This window comes from Methanococcus aeolicus Nankai-3, from assembly GCF_000017185.1.
In the GTDB taxonomy this organism is placed as follows: domain Archaea; phylum AGJL01; class Methanococci; order Methanococcales; family Methanococcaceae; genus Methanofervidicoccus; species Methanofervidicoccus aeolicus.
The window spans coordinates 254,040-279,137 of record NC_009635.1; the positions used below are offsets into that span (position 1 = coordinate 254,040).

General features: G+C 29.8%; 23 protein-coding genes. 14 read left to right on the forward strand and 9 right to left on the reverse strand.

Annotated features, from left to right (window positions below; genetic code table 11):
• Positions 1-9 precede the first annotated feature (9 nt).
• The 4 genes from MAEO_RS01160 to leuS all read right to left on the reverse strand — a co-directional run bounded on the left by MAEO_RS01160 (position 10) and on the right by leuS (position 4,463).
• Positions 10-459 (reverse strand): DUF6884 domain-containing protein, encoded by a 450-nt coding sequence (locus tag MAEO_RS01160; protein WP_011972955.1) that lies wholly within the window; start codon positions 457-459, stop codon positions 10-12.
• A gap of 14 nt (positions 460-473) precedes the next feature.
• Positions 474-1,184 (reverse strand): protein kinase, encoded by a 711-nt coding sequence (locus MAEO_RS01165; RefSeq protein WP_011972956.1) that lies wholly within the window; start codon positions 1,182-1,184, stop codon positions 474-476.
• A gap of 59 nt (positions 1,185-1,243) precedes the next feature.
• Positions 1,244-1,399: a hypothetical protein gene (locus MAEO_RS07845; RefSeq protein WP_157196813.1), complete on the reverse strand. Its 156-nt coding sequence runs from the start codon at positions 1,397-1,399 to the stop codon at positions 1,244-1,246.
• Positions 1,400-1,553: 154 nt separating this feature from the next.
• The gene (gene leuS, locus MAEO_RS01170) at positions 1,554-4,463 is read right to left on the reverse strand and encodes a leucine--tRNA ligase (RefSeq protein ID WP_011972957.1); all 2,910 of its coding nucleotides are present in this window, start codon (positions 4,461-4,463) and stop codon (positions 1,554-1,556) included.
• 392 nt (positions 4,464-4,855) lie between these two features.
• Between leuS and proS the strand changes: the two genes are divergently transcribed.
• The 9 genes from proS (at position 4,856) to ablB (ending at position 13,753) form a co-directional block, all read left to right on the forward strand.
• A complete protein-coding gene (gene proS / locus MAEO_RS01175; RefSeq protein ID WP_011972958.1) occupies positions 4,856-6,226 on the forward strand; it encodes a proline--tRNA ligase in 1,371 nt (456 codons plus the stop codon).
• A gap of 386 nt (positions 6,227-6,612) precedes the next feature.
• Positions 6,613-8,277 (forward strand): tetratricopeptide repeat protein, encoded by a 1,665-nt coding sequence (locus MAEO_RS01180; RefSeq protein ID WP_011972959.1) that lies wholly within the window; start codon positions 6,613-6,615, stop codon positions 8,275-8,277.
• A gap of 61 nt (positions 8,278-8,338) precedes the next feature.
• The gene (locus MAEO_RS07970; RefSeq protein ID WP_232202527.1) at positions 8,339-8,989 is read left to right on the forward strand and encodes an ATP-binding protein; all 651 of its coding nucleotides are present in this window, start codon (positions 8,339-8,341) and stop codon (positions 8,987-8,989) included.
• A 39-nt stretch (positions 8,990-9,028) separates the two neighbouring features.
• Positions 9,029-9,859: an ATP-binding protein gene (locus MAEO_RS07975; protein WP_232202528.1), complete on the forward strand. Its 831-nt coding sequence runs from the start codon at positions 9,029-9,031 to the stop codon at positions 9,857-9,859.
• Positions 9,860-9,939: 80 nt separating this feature from the next.
• The gene (locus MAEO_RS07850; protein WP_157196814.1) at positions 9,940-10,110 is read left to right on the forward strand and encodes a hypothetical protein; all 171 of its coding nucleotides are present in this window, start codon (positions 9,940-9,942) and stop codon (positions 10,108-10,110) included.
• 168 nt (positions 10,111-10,278) lie between these two features.
• Positions 10,279-10,701 (forward strand): hypothetical protein, encoded by a 423-nt coding sequence (locus MAEO_RS01190; RefSeq protein WP_048062348.1) that lies wholly within the window; start codon positions 10,279-10,281, stop codon positions 10,699-10,701.
• Positions 10,686-11,096 carry a hypothetical protein gene (locus MAEO_RS01195; protein WP_011972961.1) on the forward strand — a complete coding sequence of 137 codons (411 nt, stop codon included), beginning with the start codon at positions 10,686-10,688 and terminating at the stop codon, positions 11,094-11,096. The genes MAEO_RS01190 and MAEO_RS01195 overlap by 16 nt, the downstream gene beginning before the upstream one ends.
• Before the next feature lie 520 nt (positions 11,097-11,616).
• Positions 11,617-12,930: a lysine 2,3-aminomutase gene (kamA, locus tag MAEO_RS01200; protein WP_011972962.1), complete on the forward strand. Its 1,314-nt coding sequence runs from the start codon at positions 11,617-11,619 to the stop codon at positions 12,928-12,930.
• Positions 12,923-13,753, forward strand: coding sequence for a putative beta-lysine N-acetyltransferase (gene ablB / locus MAEO_RS01205; RefSeq protein ID WP_011972963.1), 831 nt, complete (start codon positions 12,923-12,925; stop codon positions 13,751-13,753). Before kamA ends, ablB begins: the two co-directional genes overlap by 8 nt.
• Positions 13,754-13,812: 59 nt before the next feature.
• Here ablB and MAEO_RS01210 read toward each other — a convergent pair whose 3' ends face one another.
• The gene (locus MAEO_RS01210; RefSeq protein WP_011972964.1) at positions 13,813-14,994 is read right to left on the reverse strand and encodes a TraB/GumN family protein; all 1,182 of its coding nucleotides are present in this window, start codon (positions 14,992-14,994) and stop codon (positions 13,813-13,815) included.
• A gap of 140 nt (positions 14,995-15,134) precedes the next feature.
• On the opposite strand from MAEO_RS01210, the gene MAEO_RS01215 reads away from it, so the two are divergent.
• Positions 15,135-15,602: a CBS domain-containing protein gene (locus MAEO_RS01215; protein WP_011972965.1), complete on the forward strand. Its 468-nt coding sequence runs from the start codon at positions 15,135-15,137 to the stop codon at positions 15,600-15,602.
• A 78-nt stretch (positions 15,603-15,680) separates the two neighbouring features.
• The gene (locus MAEO_RS01220) at positions 15,681-16,685 is read left to right on the forward strand and encodes a beta-ribofuranosylaminobenzene 5'-phosphate synthase (RefSeq protein WP_048062428.1); all 1,005 of its coding nucleotides are present in this window, start codon (positions 15,681-15,683) and stop codon (positions 16,683-16,685) included.
• A gap of 128 nt (positions 16,686-16,813) precedes the next feature.
• Here the strand turns inward: MAEO_RS01220 and tfrA are convergent, their stop codons facing one another.
• Positions 16,814-18,472, reverse strand: a complete 1,659-nt coding sequence (tfrA, locus tag MAEO_RS01225; RefSeq protein WP_011972967.1) for a fumarate reductase (CoM/CoB) subunit TfrA — start codon at positions 18,470-18,472, stop codon at positions 16,814-16,816.
• 281 nt (positions 18,473-18,753) lie between these two features.
• Positions 18,754-19,986: a translation initiation factor IF-2 subunit gamma gene (locus MAEO_RS01230; RefSeq protein WP_011972968.1), complete on the reverse strand. Its 1,233-nt coding sequence runs from the start codon at positions 19,984-19,986 to the stop codon at positions 18,754-18,756.
• A gap of 302 nt (positions 19,987-20,288) precedes the next feature.
• Between MAEO_RS01230 and MAEO_RS01235 the strand changes: the two genes are divergently transcribed.
• The 3 genes from MAEO_RS01235 to MAEO_RS01245 all read left to right on the forward strand — a co-directional run bounded on the left by MAEO_RS01235 (position 20,289) and on the right by MAEO_RS01245 (position 22,446).
• Positions 20,289-21,173 carry a shikimate kinase gene (locus tag MAEO_RS01235; protein WP_011972969.1) on the forward strand — a complete coding sequence of 295 codons (885 nt, stop codon included), beginning with the start codon at positions 20,289-20,291 and terminating at the stop codon, positions 21,171-21,173.
• Positions 21,167-21,865, forward strand: a complete 699-nt coding sequence (gene cobI, locus MAEO_RS01240; RefSeq protein ID WP_011972970.1) for a precorrin-2 C(20)-methyltransferase — start codon at positions 21,167-21,169, stop codon at positions 21,863-21,865. The genes MAEO_RS01235 and cobI overlap by 7 nt, the downstream gene beginning before the upstream one ends.
• A gap of 161 nt (positions 21,866-22,026) precedes the next feature.
• On the forward strand, positions 22,027-22,446 hold the full coding sequence (locus tag MAEO_RS01245; protein ID WP_011972971.1) for an acylphosphatase: 420 nt from the start codon (positions 22,027-22,029) through the stop codon (positions 22,444-22,446).
• Between the two features lie 207 nt (positions 22,447-22,653).
• On the opposite strand, the gene hisC is transcribed toward MAEO_RS01245, so the two are convergent.
• Complete coding sequence (gene hisC / locus MAEO_RS01250; protein ID WP_011972972.1) at positions 22,654-23,769, reverse strand: histidinol-phosphate transaminase; 1,116 nt, start codon at positions 23,767-23,769, stop codon at positions 22,654-22,656.
• Between the two features lie 173 nt (positions 23,770-23,942).
• The gene (locus tag MAEO_RS01255) at positions 23,943-24,866 is read right to left on the reverse strand and encodes a 2-phosphoglycerate kinase (RefSeq protein WP_011972973.1); all 924 of its coding nucleotides are present in this window, start codon (positions 24,864-24,866) and stop codon (positions 23,943-23,945) included.
• Between the last annotated feature and the right edge of the window lie 232 nt (positions 24,867-25,098).

Sequence of the window (25,098 nt, forward strand, 5' to 3'; positions counted from 1 at the left end):
TTATATTATTTATTTATTTATTGAAATAAGCCAATTTTTAAGTTGTGATAATCTTTCCCCTATCATACCATGCCCAATTATTGCATTATTATTTTTTAATATCTCTTTTCCCCTGTCCCCTAGTGCCAATTCATAGGTTTTTCCCATTGTTATAAATATTTCATCATAATTGTTATTCTTTAACTCTTGTTTTAATTTTGTAATTACTTGATTTTGTAATTCTTTTGCTCTTTTGGGTGTCATTACTTCATCATAATAATCTATTATATGGTTTGAATTAATTAATCCATATTTTGCCGATAAAATTAAAATATTTAAATTGTTATTATTATTCTCTTTTAAATTAAAATTTTTTCTTAAAACTTTATAATACATACCATTGTATAAATCTATTGCAGGAATATTATATTTATGGTGTTTTGTCTTTGAGCAGGATAAAATTAATAAATAATTTTTCATACTTTCCCTTAATATTATATTTTAAGTATGGTATTTTTATATATTTTTAGGAGCTCCCTTACTACGACATAATCTTTTTCTGGAATATTTAATATTTCTTTTATTTTTTTTGAAGTATAACATTTGCCATAAAATAAAGATATAGCACCGGTAAAATTATGTGGCTTATTTTGTTTTTTTGCCTTATCAAAATCCAATAATTTTACAATGACATTGTTATTTTCCCTATTAATTATTATATGCTTCCCGCCTTGTATTTCTGTATGGTCTATTTTGTGCAAATCTAATTTTAAACATTGTTTCATTGTTTGTCGTATAATTTGTAGGAGCTCCCTTTTATCAATATTATCCTGTTTCAAATAATCCTTTAAATTAACTCCTTCTAGGAGCTCCATCATCAAAAAATTTTCAGAATAATTATAAACTATTGGGGCTACTCCAAATTTATTTGTTTCCATCATTATTGTAGCTTCATTTATTATGGTATTTTTTGAATTAACTCTTGGGACTTTTAAAGCTATATGCTGATATTTAGTATTATCGTTATTATACCATAATCCTTTAAAAACTACTCCTCTGTGCCCCTTTCCAATAAAATCTAATAATTTTATATTCTGGTTTTTTGTGGTTTCTTTTAGGAGCTCCCAATCTACCAAATTATGAATTATGGGGTGTTTTTTAAATTCTTCAATCTTTAAATTATTAAAATCATTAAAATTATTCATAATTCACCATAACTACTAAAATTAAATATAAAAATAAACTTAAATAAATTATTTAATAATTAAAATATAAATTTCAATGCAACATATAATAATATTATAAATAAAACTCCAGCAATTGCCAATTTAAAAGCTGTTTTTATTGCGGATATTGCTACTTTTATTATTATAATTAATATCAATATTGCCACAATTGCTGTAATTATATCTTCTATCATATTTACCCTCCCCGGTTCTTTTTTGAAGTCTAAACCGTGCTTCGCACGGTATCTCAAAATTTTCTGGAAATTAAAACTCTAAAAAATATTATAATATTTGAAATTAAAATAATAAAATACAATATATAAAATATATAATACAAAATATAAAAAATTATTCAATATAAATAGCAACTTTATTTGGAATTGCAAATCTCTTTTTATTTCCAATGTCTTCCCCATTCACAATTATTTTACATTGGAATTCATTTTCAAGGAATTGTTTTGCATCATTTAATATGTTCTCTTCGTCTATTGGGTTAGAAATTCCATTTTTAACTATTTCATTTATTAATTTTGGAATTTCTTTTCCATATCTTCTTAATTCTGCATTTTTCATAATCAATGGCATCATTTTATTAACGGGAGCTCCTTTATTTTCCATCATAATTTTTAAAACTTCAAATTTCCAGTCATCAGCAGTATATAAATAAATAGTTTTTGGGGCGATATTTGCTATATTTATTATATTTCTTATATCGTCCATTGTGTTTTTTATGAATTCTTCCCCCAATTCACAATTTTCATTTATATAACTATTATCTAGTTGCGGGAATGTTTCATTTGATATATAATTATTATTTTTATTATATCCAAACATCTCCCAAATTTCTTCGCATAAATGGGGTGTAATTGGTGCCAATACCTTTGTCCATATTTCAACAACATATTTTAATAGCTGGTTGTTATTTCCTCCTCTTCTTTTATACCACTTCAAATTATGAGTTAAACCATAAAATAAAGTTCCTATTTTTCTAAGCTGGAATTCATTATATGATTCATTTATTATTTTTAAATCAGAATGAACTTTATGCAATAGCCATTTATCAATGGTGGATAATTCTGTTATTGTTTTTTCTGTATCCTTTAACTCTGTTGCCAATTCATAAAATCTAATTAAATTATCCCTTGCATGTTCCATTTCTTTAAATTTAACATCTGCATCGTGGGGGAGCTCCGCACATGTTGTAATGTAAAACCTACCTACATCAGGACCATAATTTGTTGCAACCTCCTCAATAGGAAGAACAGGACCTTTTGATTTAGACAATTTTTTACCTTCAATAGTTACATAGCCATTTACAACAATTCCCTTTGGGTAGTATTTTTCATCATCAAATAAAGCCACATGGTTAAATATCATAAATGTTAAATGATTTGGAACAAGGTCTTTTGCCGAACATCTCCAATCAAGCGGATAATAATATTCAAATTCATTTCTCATTTCATTTATTAACTCAACAGGTATTTTTGTATTATTGGATATTTCGTTTATATCTCCTTTTCCATAATATACATAGTCAAACAACTCTGGAATAAGTTGTTCTGGCAATATATTGTTGGTATTTATTGTTTTTGCCACTGTATAATATGCCATATATAGAGTACTATCTGAAAGACTTTCAATAACCCAATCTTTATCAAATGGAAACCTTGTTCCAAGTCCTTTTTTCCTTGCACAGGCTTTATCCTTCATCCAATCAATTTTATTGTGGAAATCCATCCTTATAGTTTCAGGCACAAAATTCATTTTATCTACCCAATTATGTGCCTTTTTTTTCCATTCTAAATCAGAATATGTAATAAACCATTGCCCTTTAACAGTTTTTACAATACATTTTTCACCGCATCTACATACCACTTCTGGAATGGAAAATTCTTGAAGTGTTTCGGCCATATTGTTATTTATAAAATCACTTGCTAACTTGTCTTTAATGTCCCTTACGGCAATTCCCTCATATTCTCCACAATTTTCATTTAATATCCCCTTGTGAAATTCCTGTTTATAAATTGTATGTGTGGCATCCTCTAATTTTTCGTCCTTTTGGTTTGTTATGCCCATTTTTTCTACAATTTCCTTTGCAGGATATTTTCCATATCCATCTATTTTTATAAGGGATATTAATTCATCATCAGTTAATTCTTTATTAATGCTACTGTAGTAATCCCTAAGTGCTACAAAATCCTTTGGAGCATGTGCTGGAACACTCATTACACAGCCTGTTCCCATTTCGGAGCTCACAAAATCAGCAGGATATAGTGGAACCTCCTTATTATTTACTGGATTTATTACAATTTTTCCTACCAATTCCTCTCCCTTTATTTCTTTTATTAATTCTACTGTTCTATCTTGATTTTTAAGTTTATCTGAGGCTTCTTTACTTACTATCCAAATGCCATTATATTTTAACGATATTTCGTCGCTACCTTCCTCTTGGCTTTGCACTTCATCATAAACCTTTATTATGTGGTATGTATCATTTGGATTTATCCAAGCATTGACTACTCCATATATTGTTTCTGGTCTAAGTGTGGCCATTGGGATTATACATTCATATTCTTTATCTTCGCCGTCTATTTCGATATTTAATTTTGTTTTAAATTTCAACAATATATATTCTTGAAGTGTTGCCTCCTCCCCCTTTAATAAATCGTGGTCTTCCACAGGATTATCACAACTTGGGCAATATCTAACAGGGTGCGAACCTTTTACTATTAAATTTTTCTCTTTTAATTTTAAAAATTGCCATTCTACAAATTTTTTAAATGTTTCGTCATCTGTTTTAAAGTTCCTTCTCCAATCAAGAGCAAATCCCATTTTTTTAAATGATTCCGTAGCCTTTTTTGAAAAATAATTTACTATATTTTCTGGTGTTGTGAGTGTTTGGAGCTCCCCCATAGGAATATTATGAAGTTTGTTGTATGCCCAAATAGTTTCTGGTGCCTGTTTTTTTAGGAGCTCCGCCAATCCAATAATTGGGGTTCCACTAACATGAAAACCAAAAGTCCATAATACTGTTTTATTATTCATTCTTTGGTATCTTGCCGTTATTTCGGGAATTGTAAAAGTTCTTAAATGTCCAGCATGGAGCACTCCATTTAAATAAGGAAATGCTGCTGTAATAAAAAATTTATCTTTTTTTTCTTGTTCCGTATATTTTAATTTAGATGGATTTTCAAATATTTTATCTTCTTCCCATCTTTTTTGCCATTTTTCCGCAATCTTAACAAAATCAACGCTCATGTTATCAGTCCCTATATTTTTATAGTTCATTATAATTATATTGTTTCGTCATAATATGATATATAATATTATAGATTATATTTTATAATATTTTATATAATTCTTGTATAATTTATATTTTAAATATATTTTAACTTATATTTTTACAAAATATGCATATTTATCAAATAATATAAATAATAGATGTTATTACTTTTATAAATAATATAACTTGCTCAAAAACCTATTTAATAATAGCAATAGTTATAATAATAGTATACTATCATTATAATAATACTATAACAATATCAAGATAATTATGATTATAACAATTATAAAATAATTATTATCATAATATTAAATATTTTTTTAATATGCAGTTAATTAAACTATACGCATAAAACGGTGAAATGATGGAAAACTTTTCAGAATGGTATCATAATATACTTGAAACAGCTGGAATATATGATTTAAGATATCCTTTAAAAGGTTGCGGTGTTTATCTCCCCTATGGATTTAAAATAAGAAGATATGCATTTGAAGCCATAAGAGATATGCTTGACGAATCAAACCACGATGAAGCACTATTCCCAATGTTAATTCCAGAAGATTTATTGGCAAAGGAAGGAGAACATATTAAAGGATTTGAGGAGGAAGTTTATTGGGTTACACATGGGGGAACTACTCCACTTGATGTAAAACTTGCTTTAAGACCAACATCAGAAACTCCAATATATCACATGATGAAATTATGGATAAAAGTTCATACAGATTTGCCAATAAAAATATATCAAATTGTAAATTCATTTAGATATGAAACAAAGCACACCAGACCACTTATAAGATTAAGAGAAATAATGACCTTTAAAGAGGCACATACAGCACATTCCACTAGCGAAGAGGCTGAGGCACAGGTGCAAACTGCACTAAATATATATAAAACATTCTTTGATAGGATGGGAGTTCCTACAATTGTATCGCAAAGACCAGAATGGGACAAATTCCCCGGTGCAGATTATACAATGGCTTTTGATACTATATTCCCCGACGGAAAAACTATGCAAATTGGGACGGTGCATAATTTGGGGCAGCATTTTGCAAAAACTTTTGAATTGGAGTTTGAAACCCCGGAAGGAGGAAAAGACTACGCATACCAAACATGCTATGGTATTTCAGATAGAATAATAGCTTCAATAATAGCACTACACGGAGATGAAAAAGGGCTTATATTGCCACCAGAAGTAGCTCCGCACCAGATTATAATTATTCCATTATTATTTAAAGGAAAAGAAGAAATTGCAATGAATAAAGCAAAAGAAATATATAAATCACTTAAAAACACATACAGAGTAAAATTAGATGATAGAGATATAAGACCAGGCAAGAAATTTAATGACTGGGAATTAAAGGGAGCTCCCATAAGGATAGAGTTGGGACCAAGAGATATTGAAAATAATAAATTAACAATTTACAGAAGAGATACAGGCGAAAAATTCCAAATAGATGAGGATAATTTATTAAATGAGCTAAATACTCTTATTGATTCAATAGAAAATACAATTAAAGAAAAGGCAGAACAGAAAGTTAAATCTTTTATTACAATATTGGATAATCATGATGTTAATAACATTAAAGAAACATTATCCACCAAAAAAGGAGTTGTATTGGTTCCTTATGACGAAAATATATATACTGAGGAATTTGAGGAAGAAATTGATGCTTCTGTATTGGGGACTACTGAATATGATGGGAAAAAGTATATTTCTATTGCTAAAACATATTAATTATTTTTTTATCTTATTTTTTATTAATTTTTGCAATGCTCTGCTGAATTATTCGTGGGGGCAGGTCAGAATAATATTTTGGATTATTTTAATAATGTATTTTCTAAAAATTAGTAAATACTATTTCCAAGTTTTGGGAGCTCCCTCGTTGAAGCATACTCTAAACTTGTGAGCCGTTATCATTTTTTATCGCGAAGTGTTTTTTTTATATTATGTTGTAATGTTGTGGAGTATTTAACTATTCGGCATTCATTTCTTTCACATGATGATTTGCTAACTATTTCGGAATAGTCTTCCTACCAAAAAGATAAAAGATAAAAAATATAAATTATAATTATTTATATTGATGTATATTTAAGTGTAATTTTAATAAAACAGGCGATAATATGTTTGGCATTGCAAAAATTAAAGATAGGATTATAAAAAAAATTAAATCATTCGAAGGGTGGATTTCAGACGGTAATAATTATTTAGATGTTAAAGATTACAAAAATGCAGCGGATTGTTATTATAATGCACTAAATAAAAATCCAAATGATGATAAGGCATGGTATTCTATGGCTTATGCATTATATAAACTGGGAGATTATAAAGCTTCATTTGATGCGATTAATGAGGCTTTGAAGTTAAATCAAGATAATCCAACAAAATATCATTATCTAAAAGGTAGTATTTATTATGCTCTTGGCAGATATATTGATGAAGATGAATCCTATAATTTAGAAGATAATAAAAGTTACCTGGAAGAGGCTTTTACTAATCTAAATAGTTATTATGAACAAAATAGACAGAATACCTCCGCACTTATAAAAATGGGGAAGATATTGATATATTTTGGGGAATTTGAAAAAGCACATATTATTTTTAAAAAATGTTATAATTTAAATCCAAATAGTGTATGTAGAGATTTTATAAAAAATTATAATATTACAATTAAAAATATAGATAGTTTTGAATATATTGAAAGAGGATTATCTTTACTTAACAGCAAAAAATATATTGATGCAATAAAATATATCAATAAAGCATATGAATTAAATGAATTAAATGAGCTCCCAATATATTATAAAAGTTGTATTTATGAGTATTTTAGAGACTATAAAAAAGCACTATCTTGTATAGATACTTCTTTAAGAATGGTCGAGAGAGACATATTTTTTAGTAAAAAAGGAGATATTCTTTTTAAATTAGGAAAATACAACGATGCAATCAACTGCTATGAAAAAGCACTGGATATTAATGACGATTTACCTTATGCATACTTGGGGTTAGGTATATTATATTATAATATTGAAAAATATGATTTTGCCCTTGAATGCTTTGACAACTTATTTGAGCTATATATGGAGCATTTAACTGATGATGAGAAATATCTGATTACAACATATACACTCATTGGAATGGGGGACATCACCAACAATATTGATTTTTTTGAAGAAGCCCTTAATTATATTGATAAACAGATTAACAGAGATATGGATAATATAGATTTATGGAGTCTAAAAGGATATGTCTTATTTAAAATGGGAAAATATAGGGAAACACTTGGGGTATATAATAATGCGTTGAGTATAGACCCCACCAATATAGGAATATTAGAATCCATTGCCATCACTTATGAAAATCTTGGAAAATTTAATGATGCCATTAGAACATACGAAAAACTTTTAAAATTAAATCCGGACGACGAGAAATACATTAATGCAAAATACGGTGCTGAAAATTTAATGTTTGAAAATAAAACAACCCATAAAATCATCACATCACCATTGTTAAATGAAATTACCCTACATTATAAGATAAAAAATATTGAAATATATATTATGGAACTGGTAGTAAAATATGTAAATGAAAATAATCCTACGGTGGCCTACCATCTGCTTATACATTTGGAAGAATATATGGACAGTAATGAATTTCCAGAAATAGAGATATTAAAGAGAAAACTAATGATTGAGATATATAAATATATTGAGAATAAAAGAAATGTTGATGATTACACATTAAATCTTACTAAACAATTGCTGTTATCAATTAAAGAATATCAATAAAAAAAGGACATTATTATTATTATTATTATTTATATATTACATAAATTATTATGGTGACGCCATGAACAAAATCGGTGTAGTTTATGAGGATACGGGAATATCTGAATGTCAAATAATGTGTGATAAAAAAATAAGATTCGGGGAGTTTGTATTACTTAAAAATATTGACAATATTGAGGTATTGGGGATTATTAAAAATATTAGGGCAAAAGATGATAAATTATTGGGCGTAGTTTCCATCGTGGGAGCCCTAAATGGACAAAATTTACTTCCAAATAGAAGTCCAATAAAACCAAATAGTGAAGCACTTTTAGGGGATGATTCAATATTATCTAAATTATATTATGATAATAAAGGTTTAAATGTGGGGCATCTATTAACACGGGATTCTGTAAGAGTGTATTTAAACACAAATAAACTTATTTCAAGGCATTTTGCAGTTTTAGCAGTCACTGGGGGAGGTAAGTCAAACACAATTGCAGTATTATGTAGGGAGCTCGCAAAAATAAATGCCACAACTGTAATAATAGACCCGCATGGGGAGTATATGTCAATGAGTCATGAGGATATGGAAGGTAGATTAAATCCTATGACTGCAAAATTAGACCCTTCAATTATGTCTCCCTCAGAATTTGCAGATTTAATAGGACTTAAAGAAGATAATAGAAAGGAAAGAATATTCTTAAATATGGCATTCCATACGATAAAGTAGAAAGAAAGGGAGGAATATAAAAAACAGTATCGAGGTAAAGTGTTTGTTGAACAAATAATGGATTTAATTGGTGAATGGGCAAATAATTCTATTGTTGGATGGGAAGTAAAATATTACAATCACATAAAAAATAAATATGGCAGTAGGAAGTTGGATAAAGAAGACACAGACACATTGCTTACTGTGTTAGATGCTATTGGAGATTTTGAAGCAGGTTTTTCGGCAAATATTACCAAAGGAGATATTATTGAGAATTTTCAAAGGGGCAAATTAAATATAGTTGATTTAAGCGGTTTTGAAGTAAATCAGATGGTAGCATTAGTTTCATATATTGCAAAACAGCTTTTAACAAATAGAATTTCATATGCAAAATCAAAAAGGGATTTATACAATCATGATGAAAAGATACGGAGCTCCGCGAGAAATACGATGTACCAGTTGGAATCCAAATTTCCAGCACTTACAAAACCAATTGTTATGATTGTTGAGGAGGCACATATATACATTCCAAAAAATAAGGAAACCGATGCCTCATACTGGCTCGGAAAAATAGCAAGAGAGGGCAGAAAATTTGGAATAGGTTTGGGAATAATCTCACAGCAACCAAAAAAATTAAACGAAGATGTTTTGAGCCAGACAAATACAAAAATTATACTTAGAATAGTAGAACCAGAAGACCAAAAATATATCCAAAAAGCTTCTGAGGATTTAGGGGAAGATTTAGTAAAAGACCTTACATCACTTGGCATTGGTGAGGCGGTGATTACAGGAACTGCAATAAAACTTCCTGCAATAGTTAAAATTGATAAATTCGATGGGGCATATGGCGGAGAGGATATAAACATTTATGAGGAATGGAACGAGTTATGATATAGCTATTAATTTTTTCAATGAGAAATATGTATAATGAGTTAAATAAATATTGGGCGATATTAGTAAAGGTGGGATATATGAAAAAATCATTTCTCCTGTTAATTATTGCAACATTGGTAATTTCAAATGCCCATGCAATAGTGGGGGATGTATTTGAGGATTATAATTCTTCATTTGATACTTCTACAAGTATATATTTAGGATATAATTATACTCCTGATATGAATTCTACGGAATTGGATGAATAGATTAATGAGCAAGGTAGTGACCATTCATGGGCATATCATATATTACAGCAGGACGACGACAGCTTTAGATTTGAAGTTGGATATTAGATATGGAAGGACAATACTTCAAAATATACCGTTAAACTTTATGGGAATACAACAGAAGGTGATGTAAGTTCAGTTGGTATAGTGTTCCCTTCGCTTGAAATGGAAAAAGATAAGACCTATCAAATTGAAATGTCATTAAATGGTTCCGATTTTGAGCTATTTGTTAATGGTGAAAAATATAATGCATCAGGATACCTACAAATAAGATATGCAAATGGTTCAAGTGGCTGGGAGTCTTTCAAAAATGGGAATATATCCTTAGGGAATTTCTCATTAAGAAATGGGGACCAGGGTCTAAAATCTAATATTACTGGATGGGATGATCAACATTTGGGCAGCCATCCTTTTACAAATATATCAGTTCTTGATGCAAATATATTGGGTGCAGGGGATAATACTCCAAATACGCCCGTAAAATCTCCCGCGCCATATGGTGCAATTATCATGTCCATAGTGATAATTACCACGATAATAATGAGGGATAATAAATGGATAAGAAATTAATAATTGGAGTTGGAGTTTTAATAATTATTCCAATTGCCATTTTTTTATATTTTAATGGAGCAGATGCGAACACTGAGCCAAATACCAGTCCAGATACCAATTATGATGATTCTGTGAGGTTAAATCTTATAGTTCAAGGAGAGACTGGAGATAGCATAAAATTAAATGATAAAAAAATCCACATTATGGCAGGTCTTGCCTCCTACGACCCTTCAAAAATAGGAAGTTGCCCATATGCAAACATTAAAATAGATGGATGCGGGGTTAATTATGAAGGAGCCACTGACGATGGAGGATTTGCAACAATTCCAGTTTATTTCGCTGAGAAGGGGACATTAACCATCACCTGCAAATATAAAAATTATGAAAAAACCATATATCTTCGGGTAGAATAATATTAAAAAAATTAAATATAAACTATTAATTATATATCTTTTTTACTATTTTTTACTTTTTTAAAATCATTGATTAGAAATTTAATATTTTCTGTTGTAATATTAAATAAACATCAATAAAATATTATTTATTAAGAAAACTATGATAAATGAAAATTTAACATGTTTTTATATGGGCGCCGTTAAGTATTTATATGGTAAAACAAAAATATCAACTATGGGGGTTTTAAACATGTTTTTTAGCACAGATTTGTCATTATTGATTTTTTTATGATGTAAATTTATAACATATCTCGGCATATGCCATAACGATTTATATATTCCTATATTGTTTGGGAATTATATGTTGATGATTTTTTTATTTACTACTTTTAAGTAGGTATTTTATCTAAATAGGTTGTTGAGGGTAGTTTTATCGAGATTTATTGCCACATATATTCTTTCCATAAAGAATAGTGTAATAGTGTAATTAGGCATCGACCTCCACATATTAATAAATAATAAACTAATGAGGTATATAATGGAGAAAATATTTGATAAGAAACATAAAGATTTTGCAGAAAAGATATCAAAAAATATAGGCTTGGAAGAATGGTATGACTGGAAATGGCAGTTGAAAAACTCCATAAGGGATATAGACACTTTTGAAGAAGTTATAGGCATAAAATTCCATGAAGACGAAAAAGCAGAATTGCAGGAAGCAGCAGATGTATTTCCACTGTCAATAACGCCATATTATGCATCATTGATAGATGTAAAAAACTTCAGAGAAGACCCTATTTTTAAGCAGTCTTTTGTTGGCGTAGAAGAATTAATAACCGAGAACTTTGAGATGGCTGACCCATTGGCTGAAGATAAAGATTCTCCGGTTCCAGGATTAACACATCGTTATCCAGATAGAATATTATTTTATATCAGTCATGCCTGTGCGGTATATTGTCGTCATTGCACCCGTAAAAGGAAAGTAGGCGATACAGATAGTATTCCGTCAAAAAAACAGATAGAAAAAGGACTGGATTATATTCGAAACAACCCTCAAATTAGGGATGTTCTTTTATCAGGGGGGGACCCACTACTTTTGCCTGATGATTATTTAGACTGGATTTTAACTGAGTTGTGGAGTATACCACACATTGAAGTGATTAGAATAGGTACGAGAGTTCCTGTGGTTTTACCTTATCGTATTACCGATGAATTAGTAAATATGCTGAAAAAGCACCATCCGCTATGGATAAATACTCATTTTAATCATATAAAAGAAATAACAAAATCTTCAAAAAATGCATTAAGAAAACTGGCAGATGTTGGAATTCCTTTGGGGAATCAGTCAGTATTATTGCGGGGGGTTAATGACTGTCCAAATGTCATTAAAAAACTTAATCAAAAATTGGCTGCAAATAGGGTAAGACCATACTATCTTTTCCAGTGTGATTTATCGGAGGGGCTTTCACATTTTCGTACATCTGTGAGAAAAGGAGTTGAAATTATAGAAAGTTTAATTGGCCATACAAGTGGATTTGCAGTTCCAAGGTATGTTGTAGATGCACCTGGCGGAGGAGGTAAAATACCAGTCATGCCAAACTATGTAATTTCATGGGGGACTGACAGGGTTATTTTGAGAAATTATGAGGGCGTTATTACCACCTACAAGGAACCAGAGCACCAGGATGATTGCAGTAAAGATTGTACGGGCTGTGAAAGAGGGCTGGCAGAGGAAGGAGAAGAGCATGATTTAGTTGGAATAGAGAAGTTACTCTTTAATTCGGCAGATGACACAATATCTCTAGTTCCACAAGGAACTGAAAGAATTGATAAAAGGGACAATAATGGATAAAATAACAAATATCCATGGTTCAGTTATTCAGTTGAGTGATTTGAACGATAGAATATATTTGATGAAGTTGAATCAAGATAAAATAGGGGAATTATTGCCACAATTAAATGAAATTTGTGTTAAGAGAGAATATACAAAGATATTCGCCGTGATACCAAATAATTTAAAAAAAGAGTTTGAAAATGAATGTTATGTGGAAGAGGCTTTTGTAAAGGGATATTTTTTAGATGATGATGCAATATTTATGTCAAAATATTTTAGTAAGGATAGAAAAATTAGTAGGTTTCCTGAAAAAGTGAAGGAAGTATTAAATGTTGCAGAAAATAAAAGACCCATTAAATCATGCTCTAATTTAGACTCCAATTTCTCATTGGGTGTTGTTAATAAAGATGACGCGGGAGAACTGGCAAATTTGTATAAAAAAGTGTTTGAAACCTACCCATTCCCAATTTATGACCCAAATTATATTATTAAGATGATGAACTCCAATGTAGTTTATTTTGCAATAAAACATTCTGGTAAAATCGTGGCAGCGGCATCGTCCGAAATAAATAAGGAAAATCGATGTGTTGAAATGACAGATTTTGCTGTATTGCCAGAGTATCAAGGTCATAGATTAGCCCAACAGTTACTTTTTGCAATGGAAGATGAAATGAGAAATAAAGGGATTAGAGTAGCATATACAATTGCCAGGGCGCTGTCCTTGGGCATGAATATCACATTTGCAAAACTTGGATATAAATATACGGGAACTCTTGTAAATAACACGAATATTTGTGGAAAGCTGGAAGACATGAATGTTTGGTACAAACATTTAAAATAATATGATTTTTGACCATATTCTTTTATTTTTTTATATATTTTAAATTTTTTTGTTTTGAATTAAAACAAATGTCCTAAAAATTTTGGAATAAAATAAAAAGTCCCAATAGCACTTCCAATACTGGAAAGTGTGGCAACCATTAAAACTCTCATGGCACTGTTATTTTTCATTAAATTTTTTATATTATTGGAATTTAAAAGCTCGTCAATATCATCGGAGGTAATCCCCCTATATTTTAGCTCGACTAATCCGGCAATATATCCCGCCCCTACAACAGGTATTAATGAAGTTATGGGAGCTCCCAAAAATGCTGCAATAACTGATGGAAATTTACCTCTTGCAATAATTGCCCCAAGAGCAGATAAACCACCATTTATAAGTATCCAGTCAATCGTGAGCTTTTTTAGAGCTTCTGGGTCCGATGCAATTGCCCAAAATCCATAAACTACAATTGATACAATTAATGTGGAAATAATTATTTTTAGATAATTTTTATTTTTTTTTAATTCTGTTAGCTCCTTTAAATTTATATATATTTCATTATTTTCAAGCTTTTTTAAATAGTTGATGATGCCTTTTAAATGCCCCGCTCCTACAACCACCAATATTCTTTCTTTTTCTTTGCTGAGTTCATATATATTTTTTGCCATATATTTATCTCGTTCATCGACTAAAACACCATATATTGTAGGAGATACTTCTTTCAATACATCTATTAAATCATCTGCATTATCTACCATTTCATTTATTGATTTTTCGTCTAAGTCAATATTTTTGTCGCCACTAATGAAACTCAGCATAATTTGTAGCTTTTCCTTAGATGACAGTGATTGTATTGCTCTTTTTAAAGTAATGTTTATTGGTCTATCTATTAATGATATAGGTTTATTGTATGCTATTGCTAAATCAATTGCCTTTTTCATTTCGCTACCCGGCTTTATGCCAAATTTCTCCCCTATATCTTTCTGAAAATTTGCTAAAAGAGTATGCACTAAAAAAAGACTGATATTTCCTTCTTTTATGATTTTTATTAAATCTACTTTTTTAAGATTATCGGGGTCATTTGTATTATTTTTAGTTATTGCAAAAAATCTATCTTTATCAAGCTCAACTGCTATTAAATCGGGGTTTATCTCGCATATTGATTTTTCCACCTTATCCACACTATCCTCCGAAACATGCGCGGTGCCTATTAGATGTATGTCACATTCATTAATCCCATTGTTTATTTTTATGTTCATAATCCACCAAATATAAATTATAATAATTTAAATAAAACGATATCATAAATAGATAATATAAATATATAATATAATCCATAACATATTTTTATACTATTATATCAGTATTATATATAAATATAAGATATGAGGGCGATAAAATGACTACGACTGTAAAATCAATAATGAAAAAACCCATTTTATTAAATGAAAATGATAATATTAGCGATGCCATAGAATTATTTAAAACCCACAATATTAGTGGAGCTCCCGTGATAAATGACGATAATTATTTTGTAGGTGTGGTATCAGAGGAAGATATTATAAAAACATTAACGACTCATAATGAAGATATAAATATTTTATTACCATCTCCCTTTGATTTGTTGGAGCTCCCATTAAAAACTACCTTAAAACTTGAAGAATATAGAAAAGATATTGAAAATGCAATGAAAACAAAAGTAAAGGAAATCATGGTAAAAGATGTAATTACAATAACGCCAGACACCACAATTAACGAAGCTTCAAAAATTATGGTTAAAAATAAAGTTAAAAGGCTTCCCATTGTTGAAAATGGGGAATTAGTTGGAATAGTAACAAGGCATGATATTTTAGAAGCTCTTTGTTAGTATTTATAATATAACTAATAACTACCTACCAATAATAATTAAAAATAAAACATAAATACAAATTGAGGAACATACATGATAAAATTAATATCTCCATCAAGAATACATATGGGACTTATAGACCTAAACGGAAGTATTGGGAGAGTAGATGGGGGAATAGGTATAACGATAGATTATCCTAATTTTGTTATTGAGGGAAGAGGGAGCTCCCAGATAGATATAGAATTTAATAAAAATATATTAAATAATTTTAATCCCCAAGACTTAAAAGATATAGAAAATAGAATATATAATTCTTCCAAGGAAATATTGAAATACATGGGAGAAGAAGGAATTTATTTAAAAATTAATGAAATAATGCCTCAGCATAACGGTTTAGGTAGTGGAACCCAGATTTCATTGGCAACAGGTAAAATAATATCCGAAATATACAATAAAAAATTAAATGCTAAAACCATATCAAAAATAACAGGAAGAGGCGGAACTTCTGGAATTGGAGTTTATTCATTTGAAAAAGGAGGATTTATAATCGATGGCGGACATAGTTTTGGAAAAGATAAAAATAAAGAAAAACAAGATTTTAAACCATCATCGGCATCAAAAAACACCCCCGTAGCTCCACTGTTATTTAGGCATGATTTTAATTGGGATATTGTTTTAACAATTCCAAAGGGCAAAAACATTTGCGGAGATAAAGAGATAGATATTTTTAAAAAATACTGCCCCATATCATTAAATGAAACTCAAAAAATATGTCATTTGATATTAATGAAAATGATGCCATCAATAATAAATAATGATTTTAATTCATTTGGTGAAGTTGTCAATGAGTTGCAATATATTGGATTTAAGAATATTGAAAGGGAGCTCCAAAAACCAGCTGTAAAAGAACTAATAAAAAATCTACAAAAAATATCATACAGCGGATTATCAAGTTTTGGACCAACAATATATTCATTATGCAATGGAAAAGAAGATATACAGAAAGTTAAAGAATATTCTAATGAATTTTTTGATAACAACGGCATAGAGGGGGAAATAATAATTACTAAGGCAAATAATACGGGGCATAAAATATTGTAGTGGGAGCTCCCATTTACTACTTAATTATAGTGTTTTTTATCGGAGCTCCGATATAAAAATTAAAAGATTTTGCGTAAATATTTTTATTATTTTATTATATTCATTCTTTCATTTATTTTTATATTATTTTATTCTTTTAACGGTATGAAAGTAATTTTATTGTTTTGTGCTACAAAATTGCCTTTAAATCTGTCAATTGTTTCAGGAAAATCTTTTCTATAATGGGCCCCCCTACTTTCTTCTCTTTTTAAAGCACTTTTTATAATTAATTCACTAACTACTATCATATTTTTTAAATCAAAATACCTTAAAATATCAATTATACCATTTAATTTTACATTATCTATTTTATTTTTTAAATCATTTATTTCATTTAGTGCCTTATTTAGTCCTTCCTCTGTTCTCACTATGGAAACATAATTCCACATAATATTTTTAAGTGTATCTATTAAATTATATACGGTTTCCACATCATTTGTGTTATTATCTTTACTATTTTTATTAGCCCCATTATCTTTATTTTTTAAATTATCTATTTCCTGTTTAATATTATTAATTAATTCCTCTGTATATTCATTGATATTATTTAATTTATGATTTATAGGGCTATTTTCTGCATAATCACAGGCATTTTTTCCAGCGATTGCTCCAAAAACCTGAGTATCTGCCAGAGCATTTCCCCCCAATCTATTTGCCCCATGAATTCCGCCTGCAACCTCTCCACAGGCATATAATCCGCCTATATTGGTTTCACATTTTTCATTTATTCTTATGCCCCCCATTGTATGATGTGCCGTAGGAGCTATAATCATTGGTTCCTTTCTAATATCTACGCCAATATCCATAAACTGCCTAAACATTGTTTCTAATTTTTCCTCTATTAATTTAGGGTTGAGATGAGATACATCTAAATAAACTCCTCCGTTTATTCCTCTTCCCTCTTGAACCTCGTTAAATATTGCTTTTGCTACGACATCTCTTGTGGATAGCTCCATTCTTTGAGGGTCGTAATTTTTCATAAATCTTTCTTTATCTTTATTGTATAATATTCCACCTTCTCCCCTTACGGCTTCCGTAACCAATATACCAGTTCCAACCATTCCCGTTGGGTGAAATTGCACCATCTCCATATCTTTTAAAATTGCACCTTCATTATATGCCAGTGCAAAACCGTCCCCTACTTTTTGGATTGGATTTGATGTAATTGGATATAATTGCCCAGCTCCGCCCGTTGCCAATACTGTGGATTTTGCATATATTGGGAATATTTCTCCTGTGATGTTGTTTATAAACAGAGCCCCATAACAAACATTATTTTTTACAATTAATTTTATTGCTGTGGTATCTTCCATAATCTTAATATTGTCCTTTTTGCCAACATATTCCATCAGCCCCGCCATTATTTCATGCCCTGTGCTATCTCCACTATAACAAGTTCTATTAAAACTCTGCCCCCCAAATGGTCGTTGTGCTATGGTTCCGTCCTCATTTCTATCGAATAGTGAGCCAAATTTTTCTAAATTTTCTAATTCCTTTGGAGAATTTTTTATAAGTATTTCAACCAATTTTGGATTATTTATGTATGCTCCTCCTTTCATAGTGTCATTGAAATGAATTTCAAAATCGTCATTTGGATTTACAACGGCGTTATATCCTCCTTCTGCCATCACAGTGCAACCACTTTTACCAAAAAGTCCTTTAACTGCCACTATTACGGATTTATTGCATTCTATTGCACATCTTGCCGCTGCTCCTCCGCCACCAATAATTAAAATATCTGTTATCATAAAATCACCTTAATTGCCTTAATTGCCTTAATTATCTTTCATTTGGATATATATTATTAATTACAATATATATAATTATATAATTAATTTAAAAAATAGTATAAAAAAATAAAAATAGGATTTTTAAAAAAGTACTGTATATAGTTAATCTTCAAAAACTGTCCCTAATCTGCCATAAGATTGTGAAATTTAGCTTTGTTATCGTATTTAACTGAAAAAGACCGAAGATTAATTATAAATTAAAAAGATAAAAAAGATAAAAAATAAAAATAGTATTTAATTTATTGAATAATTCCATATCCAATTAATCTCCATCTTGAACCTATTCTTCTACTCATTGCTATTCTGTCCCCTTTATCTGCGCAAATAGGAAGTTTTAACTTCATATCAGCCATATCTCCTCTTGCGGAGGTTATTATTCCAACTGTGGTTGCTGTTCCCACATTTAACATTAAAGCTTCATTTGATTTTAAAGGGCTTATTATTAATTCTTCGTCTGAACCTACAATTCTATCCAATAATTTTGTTTGAACTGTGATTTCGGATAAAGTTTCAGGCAATGTTCCCGGAGCTCCGGCTACACATCCACTTAGTGAATCTGATTTTGTAAGTGCTGGGTCTAATTCTGTTCCAATTCCAACCAATCCTCCCGGATGAGCCACTTTAACAGTTTTACCTCCAACACCAAGAGATGTGATTTTTGTAATTATAGATTCCCATCTAATTTTATTTCCTTCTACGATTTTTAATCCCGGTTTAATTTCGATTTTTTCGCCTGAATTAAGTGTTCCTTGAATTATGCTCCCTCCGATAACCCCACCTTTAAGCTTACTTATCTCGCATCCTGGTTTATTGATGTCAAAACTTCTTGCAACATATAATCGTGCAGGAGCTCCCTCATCCATTTCAGGGGTTGGCATTAAATCCTCAATTGCATTTAATAATATATCAATATTTGCTCCGTGATGTGCTGAAATAGGGATAATTGGGGCTTTTTCTGCTACTGTGTCTTTTACAAATTCTTTTATTTCGTTGTAGCTTTCTTTTGCTCTTTCTTCATCAACTAAATCAATTTTGTTTTGAACAATAATAATATTTTCAATTCCAAGGGCATCAAGTGCCATTAAATGTTCTTTTGTTTGGGGTTGTGGGCATTTTTCTGTTGCAGCTATTACCAATATTGCCCCATTCATAAGGGAAGCTCCTGATAACATTGTAGCCATTAGCGTTTCGTGCCCAGGTGCATCTACAAATGATATTTTTCTTGACATTTTTGTTTTGGTGCCACATACTGGACAGGTTTTGCTCACAGAATATGCTTCGGGAGCTCCACATTTTGGGCACTTCATAATCTCACAATCTGCATAACCTAATCTTATGGAGATTCCTCTTTTTAACTCTTCACTGTGGGTGTCCGTCCATGTTCCGGTTAGTTGTCTGGTTAAACTGGTTTTTCCGTGGTCAACATGACCAACCATACCAATATTTATTTCCGACTGTTTTACTTTTACCATCGATATCCCTCTAATTCCGTTTATTATTTAATTTTAATTGTTATCATTATATGTTTATATTTATTATAATAAAATATTTATTACATATATATTAATGTTGGATAATCTAAAATATAAAAAACCATTAATATAATATAAATATACAATATATAAATAGGAATAAAATAAATAGAATTTATTTTAATTAATTATATGTTTGAATATTATCAAAATGATTAAATATTTTTTATTACTTCTCTTAATTGATTATATGCAACACAGTATATATAATTTACATAAAATAATTTTATATGGTGAATATCATGGACAAAACAGGGAGCTCCTCGGCAATGGCTTTGGCATCAGGAACCATTATAAATGCCATAGCCACAGGTAAAGGTTCGGCATTTGGTATAGATTTAAATGTATGTGCCACGGTTGAGCTGATTGATGACGGAAAAAAAAGAATTAAAGGAATTATAAAAGACCATCCTACCGTGAAGCCCAATCTTATAGAAACTTGTGTAAAAAATGTTTTAAATTATTTTGAGTTGGATTATTCTGCAACAGTAAGCACAAAAACCACAATACCAGTGAAATCTGGGCTTAGTAGTAGTAGTGCCACATCTAATGCCGTAGTTATGGCTACAATTGATGCAATAGGGGAAAAATTAGATCCTAAATTAATACTTGATTTGGCTATAAAATCCTCTTTCGATGAAAAATTAACCATCACAGGAGCTTATGATGATGCAACGGCGTCTTATTATGGTGGCATAACAATAACAGATAATACAAAAAGAGAACTAATTAAAAGAGATACCTTTAAAAGTAATAACGAAAGCATTGAGGATATTATTGATGTTTTAATACTTATTCCAAATTTAAATAAAAATGTTAATGTAAATAGAATGAAACTTTTAAAAAATTCTGTTGCCGTGGCATTTAAAGAGTGTTTAGCTGGAAATTACTACAACGCACTATTTTTAAATGGTATTTTATATGCTTCGGCATTGAATTTTCCAACAAACATAGCAATTGAGGCAATCGAAAGTGGAGCTCTAACAGCAGGATTATCTGGAACAGGTCCATCATACATAGCATTATGCAATAAAGAAAATACCGAAAATGTTAAAAATACATTAAATAAATATGGTAAAGTAATTATCACAAAATTAAACAATAAAGGGGCGAGTATAGTATGGTAGAAAAAGTTTATGGAATTGGAGTAGGTCCAGGAGATAAAGATTTATTGACGGTAAAAGCTGTAAATATATTGAATAGCGTAGATACAATTTTTGTCCCAATATCAAAAGAGGGTCGGAGCTCCGTAGCATATGATATAATAAAAGATGTATTAAATGAGGATAAAAAAGAAAATATCGTAGAATTATTATTCCCAATGAGTAAAGATATTGATTATTTAAAAAAATACTGGAACGATGCTTTTAATACCATTAAAGAAGCAAATGGAGAAGTAGCACTAATAACAATTGGGGACCCAACATTGTACAGCACCTTCTCTTATGTGTGGAGCTCCCTAAAAGAAAATAATATTTCTGTTGAAATTATAAATGGCATTCCTTCGCCTTTTGCAAGTGCGGGAAGGTTAAATATCCCACTTGTTGAAGGCGATGAAAATATTGCAATACTTCCTCAGGGAAAGGATTTAGAAAAATATTTGGGAGTATTTGATACTATTGTAGTTATGAAAACTAAAAGTTTAGGAGAAAAACTTAAAAAATTAGTTGATGAGGAGCATAAAAACGATTATATTGTAGGTATTGTAAGTAAAGCCTGTTGCGAAAATGAAGAAATTCAAATGGGAAAAATCGATGAAATTAATTTTGATGAGGTTAATGAATATTTATCTCTTGCAGTGATTAAGAAGATTAAATGATTATATTAACTTACTTAAAATATACCGTTATCATTTAGTGAGCTGAAACATACTGTTGAAGTTGGAGATTTGAAAGGAGGTTATAATGAGTTATCGGAGCTCCGACTATATCGAATAATATAAATATGTATTATAGTATAATATGTCATAAGGTGATAAAGATGGCAACAACTTATGAGTTAAAAATACATGGAATTGTTCAACATGTTGGGTTTAGAGATAGAATAGAAGATATAGGCAGAGGTTTAGGGATTGATGGGGTAGTTTATAATTATGAAGATGGAACTGTAAGGATTTTGGCAAACTTTGATGATGAAGAAATAAAAGAATTTTTTAAAAAAAGTATAAAGTTTTTGGAAAAAAAGGACAATTTAATCAAAATAGAAGAGATTGAAGACAGAGAATTAAAATCACATATTGAGTTCCCAAAAGGCATAAACAGAATTTCAGCAGACGATTTAATGGAGTTAAACAAAAAACTCGATGAAGGGGTTAGATATATTAAAATGATATTTGGACAGATGGAATTAATGAATGAAAAGTTAGATAGAATAATAGAATTATTGGAAAATAAAAATTAAGATTTCTTCCTTTTTTCTTTTCCATTTTGATTTAATGAAACTATTTTTCCAGAAATTCACTCACTTATGGGAGCTCCCAAATCTACTCTGTATAAATATATAAAATAGGACATAAAAAAATAGGGACATATTAGGGACAGTTTTTGAACTTACTATAATCTCAAATTATGACTACACTAAAATTTAAATAGTAAAATAAATAAAAAATTAATTAACAATCTCCTTTAAAATCTCTAAAAATCTTCTATCTTCTTCAAATGTTCCAATGGCAACCCTTACATATTCCCCATCAAGTCCTTCAAAAGATTTACAATCTCTTACAATTACCCCTCTTTTCAGGAGCTCCACGCAAAACTCACCAGAGCTCATGCCATTTTTAACTTCCACAAGTAAATAATTTGCTTCGGAAGGATAAACTTTTAACTCCTTAAATTCTTTTAAACCATTATATAATATTTCCATGCTTTTTATACCGTCATTTTTTGATTTTTCAAAAAATTCTTTATCCCTTAGTGCTGTAATGGCACAAATTTGGCTTAATCTGGTTATGCTGAATATTGGTTTAACTCTCATCATATAATCTACAATTTTTTTACTGGTGATACCGTAGCCAATTCTTTGCCCTGCTAAACCAAATACCTTTGAAAAAGTTCTTAAAATTAAAACATTGTCATATTTTAATGCAAATTCTGTTAAATCATATTCTTCTTTTGAATATTCAATATATGCATGGTCTATCATTACAAGGGCATCTGTTGAATTTATGATTTTTTCAATATCTTTTTTATCAATTATATTTCCGGTGGGGTTGTTTGGAGTACATAAGAATATAATTTTTGTTTTATCTGTGATGTTGTTTAAAACACTATCCACATCTAATTTGAAATCTTTTTCCTTATCAAATTTTGCATATTTTATATTTGCACCATATATTTTTGCAGATATTCTATACTGTGTAAAAGTTGGTATTGGAATAATTACCTCATCATCTTTATCTATTAAAATCCTCATCATTGTATCTATTATCTCATCAGCACCATCTCCACCAACTACTATATTTTCCTTTGGAATATTTGTAAATTTACTTAATTCCTCCATGAGTATTGGATTTACTGGCTCTGGATATTGATGTATATTAGGTAATTCTTTTAATATTTCCTCTTTTATTTTCGGGGAGCTCCCCCATGGATTTTCATTAGAGCCTAATTTTATAATTTCGTCGGGATTTATATTATAATTTCGTGCTATTTCTTCCTTAGATTTTCCAGGCACATAAGCTTTAAATTCCTTTACAATATGTCTTATTTTATTATCTATTGTCATTATTCCACCTATTTATCTAATTATTATCATTCATGTTCGTGTATGTTATTTATTTATAGTCAATCTTCGAACTGTTTCACTCCATATTATGCAAATAAGACTATATTCTATTAATACGCCTTATAGCACCAATTATTTATGGCAAATAAGGGACAGTTTTTGAACTTACTATATTATTCATTATCCATATTTTCAATGGACTCGAATCTATCAGATATTATTTCTAATACATTATTTACACTATCACTAATCGAAATATTTTCAATTACTGGAGTATTTTGATATTTTGCATTTTCCACAATATAATCATTTATTTTCCGTATTATTTTAAAATTATCTATATATCTTTCCATGGGTCTTGCACTAACTTTTGCCCTTGCAGAAAATCTTTGTTTGTGCATTTCTTCGGAGCTCAGCGTTAATACAATAGTAATTATATTTGGCATCAACGAATATTTTTCAGACATTATGCCTGGGACTATATGGGTTCCCTCTATAATTATACTGGACCCCTCAGTCAAACTTCTATCTATAATTCCCTCTATGCCGATTAATACTGGCTCAATATGCCGTTCAAATCCTATTATGTGCTTATCGCATCCAAAATTTTCCACCGGAAGTCTAAGGGATTTCCATGCATCATATGATGAATTATATAACACAGGCACCAAATCCTTTGAAATACTTCTTCTAATCACTTCCCGTATAGAATCTGTCCCCATGACGCTTGGGATACCTAAACGAGATGCTAATTCAAATGCTATGGTGGAGGTTCCAACACCACTTGCCCCTCCAATAAGTATTATGATAGGGTGCTTTTTTAAAATATTTCTCCATAATAGATATTTTTCTGCTATGGTATCGTAGTTTTTTGTTAGGAGGTGATAATATACCCTTGTTCTAAGGTCATCCATTAAAATAGATGTTATGCCTTCTTTTTTTAGTATTGATTCTATTTCGCTTGCTAATTTATATGATTGAGTTGGTTTCATACCTATCGCTGTTAATGACCTTGCTAAAATTCCTTTTGAAAATGGCATTTCGTAATTTTTACCTACGACCATTATTTTATTCAATTTTTTGTTTAATTGTTCCATATTATGTGCCCTTTTTATGTATTTATTATATTAAATAGGGTTAATAAGTATAAAAAATCATATGTTTTTAAAAATCATATTTAAAAAAATTAAAGAAGAACCTTGTGAATTTATAGTAAGTTCAATAACTGTCCCTTATCCCTTCTATTATTAAACAAAATCCTTTTAGGATTTTATACAAAAGCATAGCTTTTGTAAACGAATTTTCATTTATTGGTAATAGGTTAGATTT

Excerpts from the sequence above, each read along its gene's own strand:
- ablB (WP_011972963.1), top strand. The coding sequence starts at position 12,923 with ATGGATAAAATAACAAATATCCATGGTTCAGTTATTCAGTTGAGTGAT.
- tfrA (WP_011972967.1), bottom strand. The coding sequence starts at position 18,472 with ATGATAACAGATATTTTAATTATTGGTGGCGGAGGAGCAGCGGCAAGA.
- kamA (WP_011972962.1), top strand. The coding sequence starts at position 11,617 with ATGGAGAAAATATTTGATAAGAAACATAAAGATTTTGCAGAAAAGATA.
- proS (WP_011972958.1), top strand. The coding sequence starts at position 4,856 with ATGGAAAACTTTTCAGAATGGTATCATAATATACTTGAAACAGCTGGA.
- MAEO_RS01165 (WP_011972956.1), bottom strand. The coding sequence starts at position 1,184 with ATGAATAATTTTAATGATTTTAATAATTTAAAGATTGAAGAATTTAAA.
- MAEO_RS07845 (WP_157196813.1), bottom strand. The coding sequence starts at position 1,399 with ATGATAGAAGATATAATTACAGCAATTGTGGCAATATTGATATTAATT.
- MAEO_RS01235 (WP_011972969.1), top strand. The coding sequence starts at position 20,289 with ATGGACAAAACAGGGAGCTCCTCGGCAATGGCTTTGGCATCAGGAACC.
- MAEO_RS01230 (WP_011972968.1), bottom strand. The coding sequence starts at position 19,986 with ATGGTAAAAGTAAAACAGTCGGAAATAAATATTGGTATGGTTGGTCAT.
- MAEO_RS01210 (WP_011972964.1), bottom strand. The coding sequence starts at position 14,994 with ATGAACATAAAAATAAACAATGGGATTAATGAATGTGACATACATCTA.
- MAEO_RS01195 (WP_011972961.1), top strand. The coding sequence starts at position 10,686 with ATGGATAAGAAATTAATAATTGGAGTTGGAGTTTTAATAATTATTCCA.
- MAEO_RS01245 (WP_011972971.1), top strand. The coding sequence starts at position 22,027 with ATGGCAACAACTTATGAGTTAAAAATACATGGAATTGTTCAACATGTT.
- MAEO_RS01215 (WP_011972965.1), top strand. The coding sequence starts at position 15,135 with ATGACTACGACTGTAAAATCAATAATGAAAAAACCCATTTTATTAAAT.
- MAEO_RS01180 (WP_011972959.1), top strand. The coding sequence starts at position 6,613 with ATGTTTGGCATTGCAAAAATTAAAGATAGGATTATAAAAAAAATTAAA.
- cobI (WP_011972970.1), top strand. The coding sequence starts at position 21,167 with ATGGTAGAAAAAGTTTATGGAATTGGAGTAGGTCCAGGAGATAAAGAT.
- MAEO_RS07850 (WP_157196814.1), top strand. The coding sequence starts at position 9,940 with ATGAAAAAATCATTTCTCCTGTTAATTATTGCAACATTGGTAATTTCA.
- MAEO_RS01255 (WP_011972973.1), bottom strand. The coding sequence starts at position 24,866 with ATGGAACAATTAAACAAAAAATTGAATAAAATAATGGTCGTAGGTAAA.
- MAEO_RS07970 (WP_232202527.1), top strand. The coding sequence starts at position 8,339 with ATGAACAAAATCGGTGTAGTTTATGAGGATACGGGAATATCTGAATGT.
- leuS (WP_011972957.1), bottom strand. The coding sequence starts at position 4,463 with ATGAGCGTTGATTTTGTTAAGATTGCGGAAAAATGGCAAAAAAGATGG.
- MAEO_RS01160 (WP_011972955.1), bottom strand. The coding sequence starts at position 459 with ATGAAAAATTATTTATTAATTTTATCCTGCTCAAAGACAAAACACCAT.
- hisC (WP_011972972.1), bottom strand. The coding sequence starts at position 23,769 with ATGACAATAGATAATAAAATAAGACATATTGTAAAGGAATTTAAAGCT.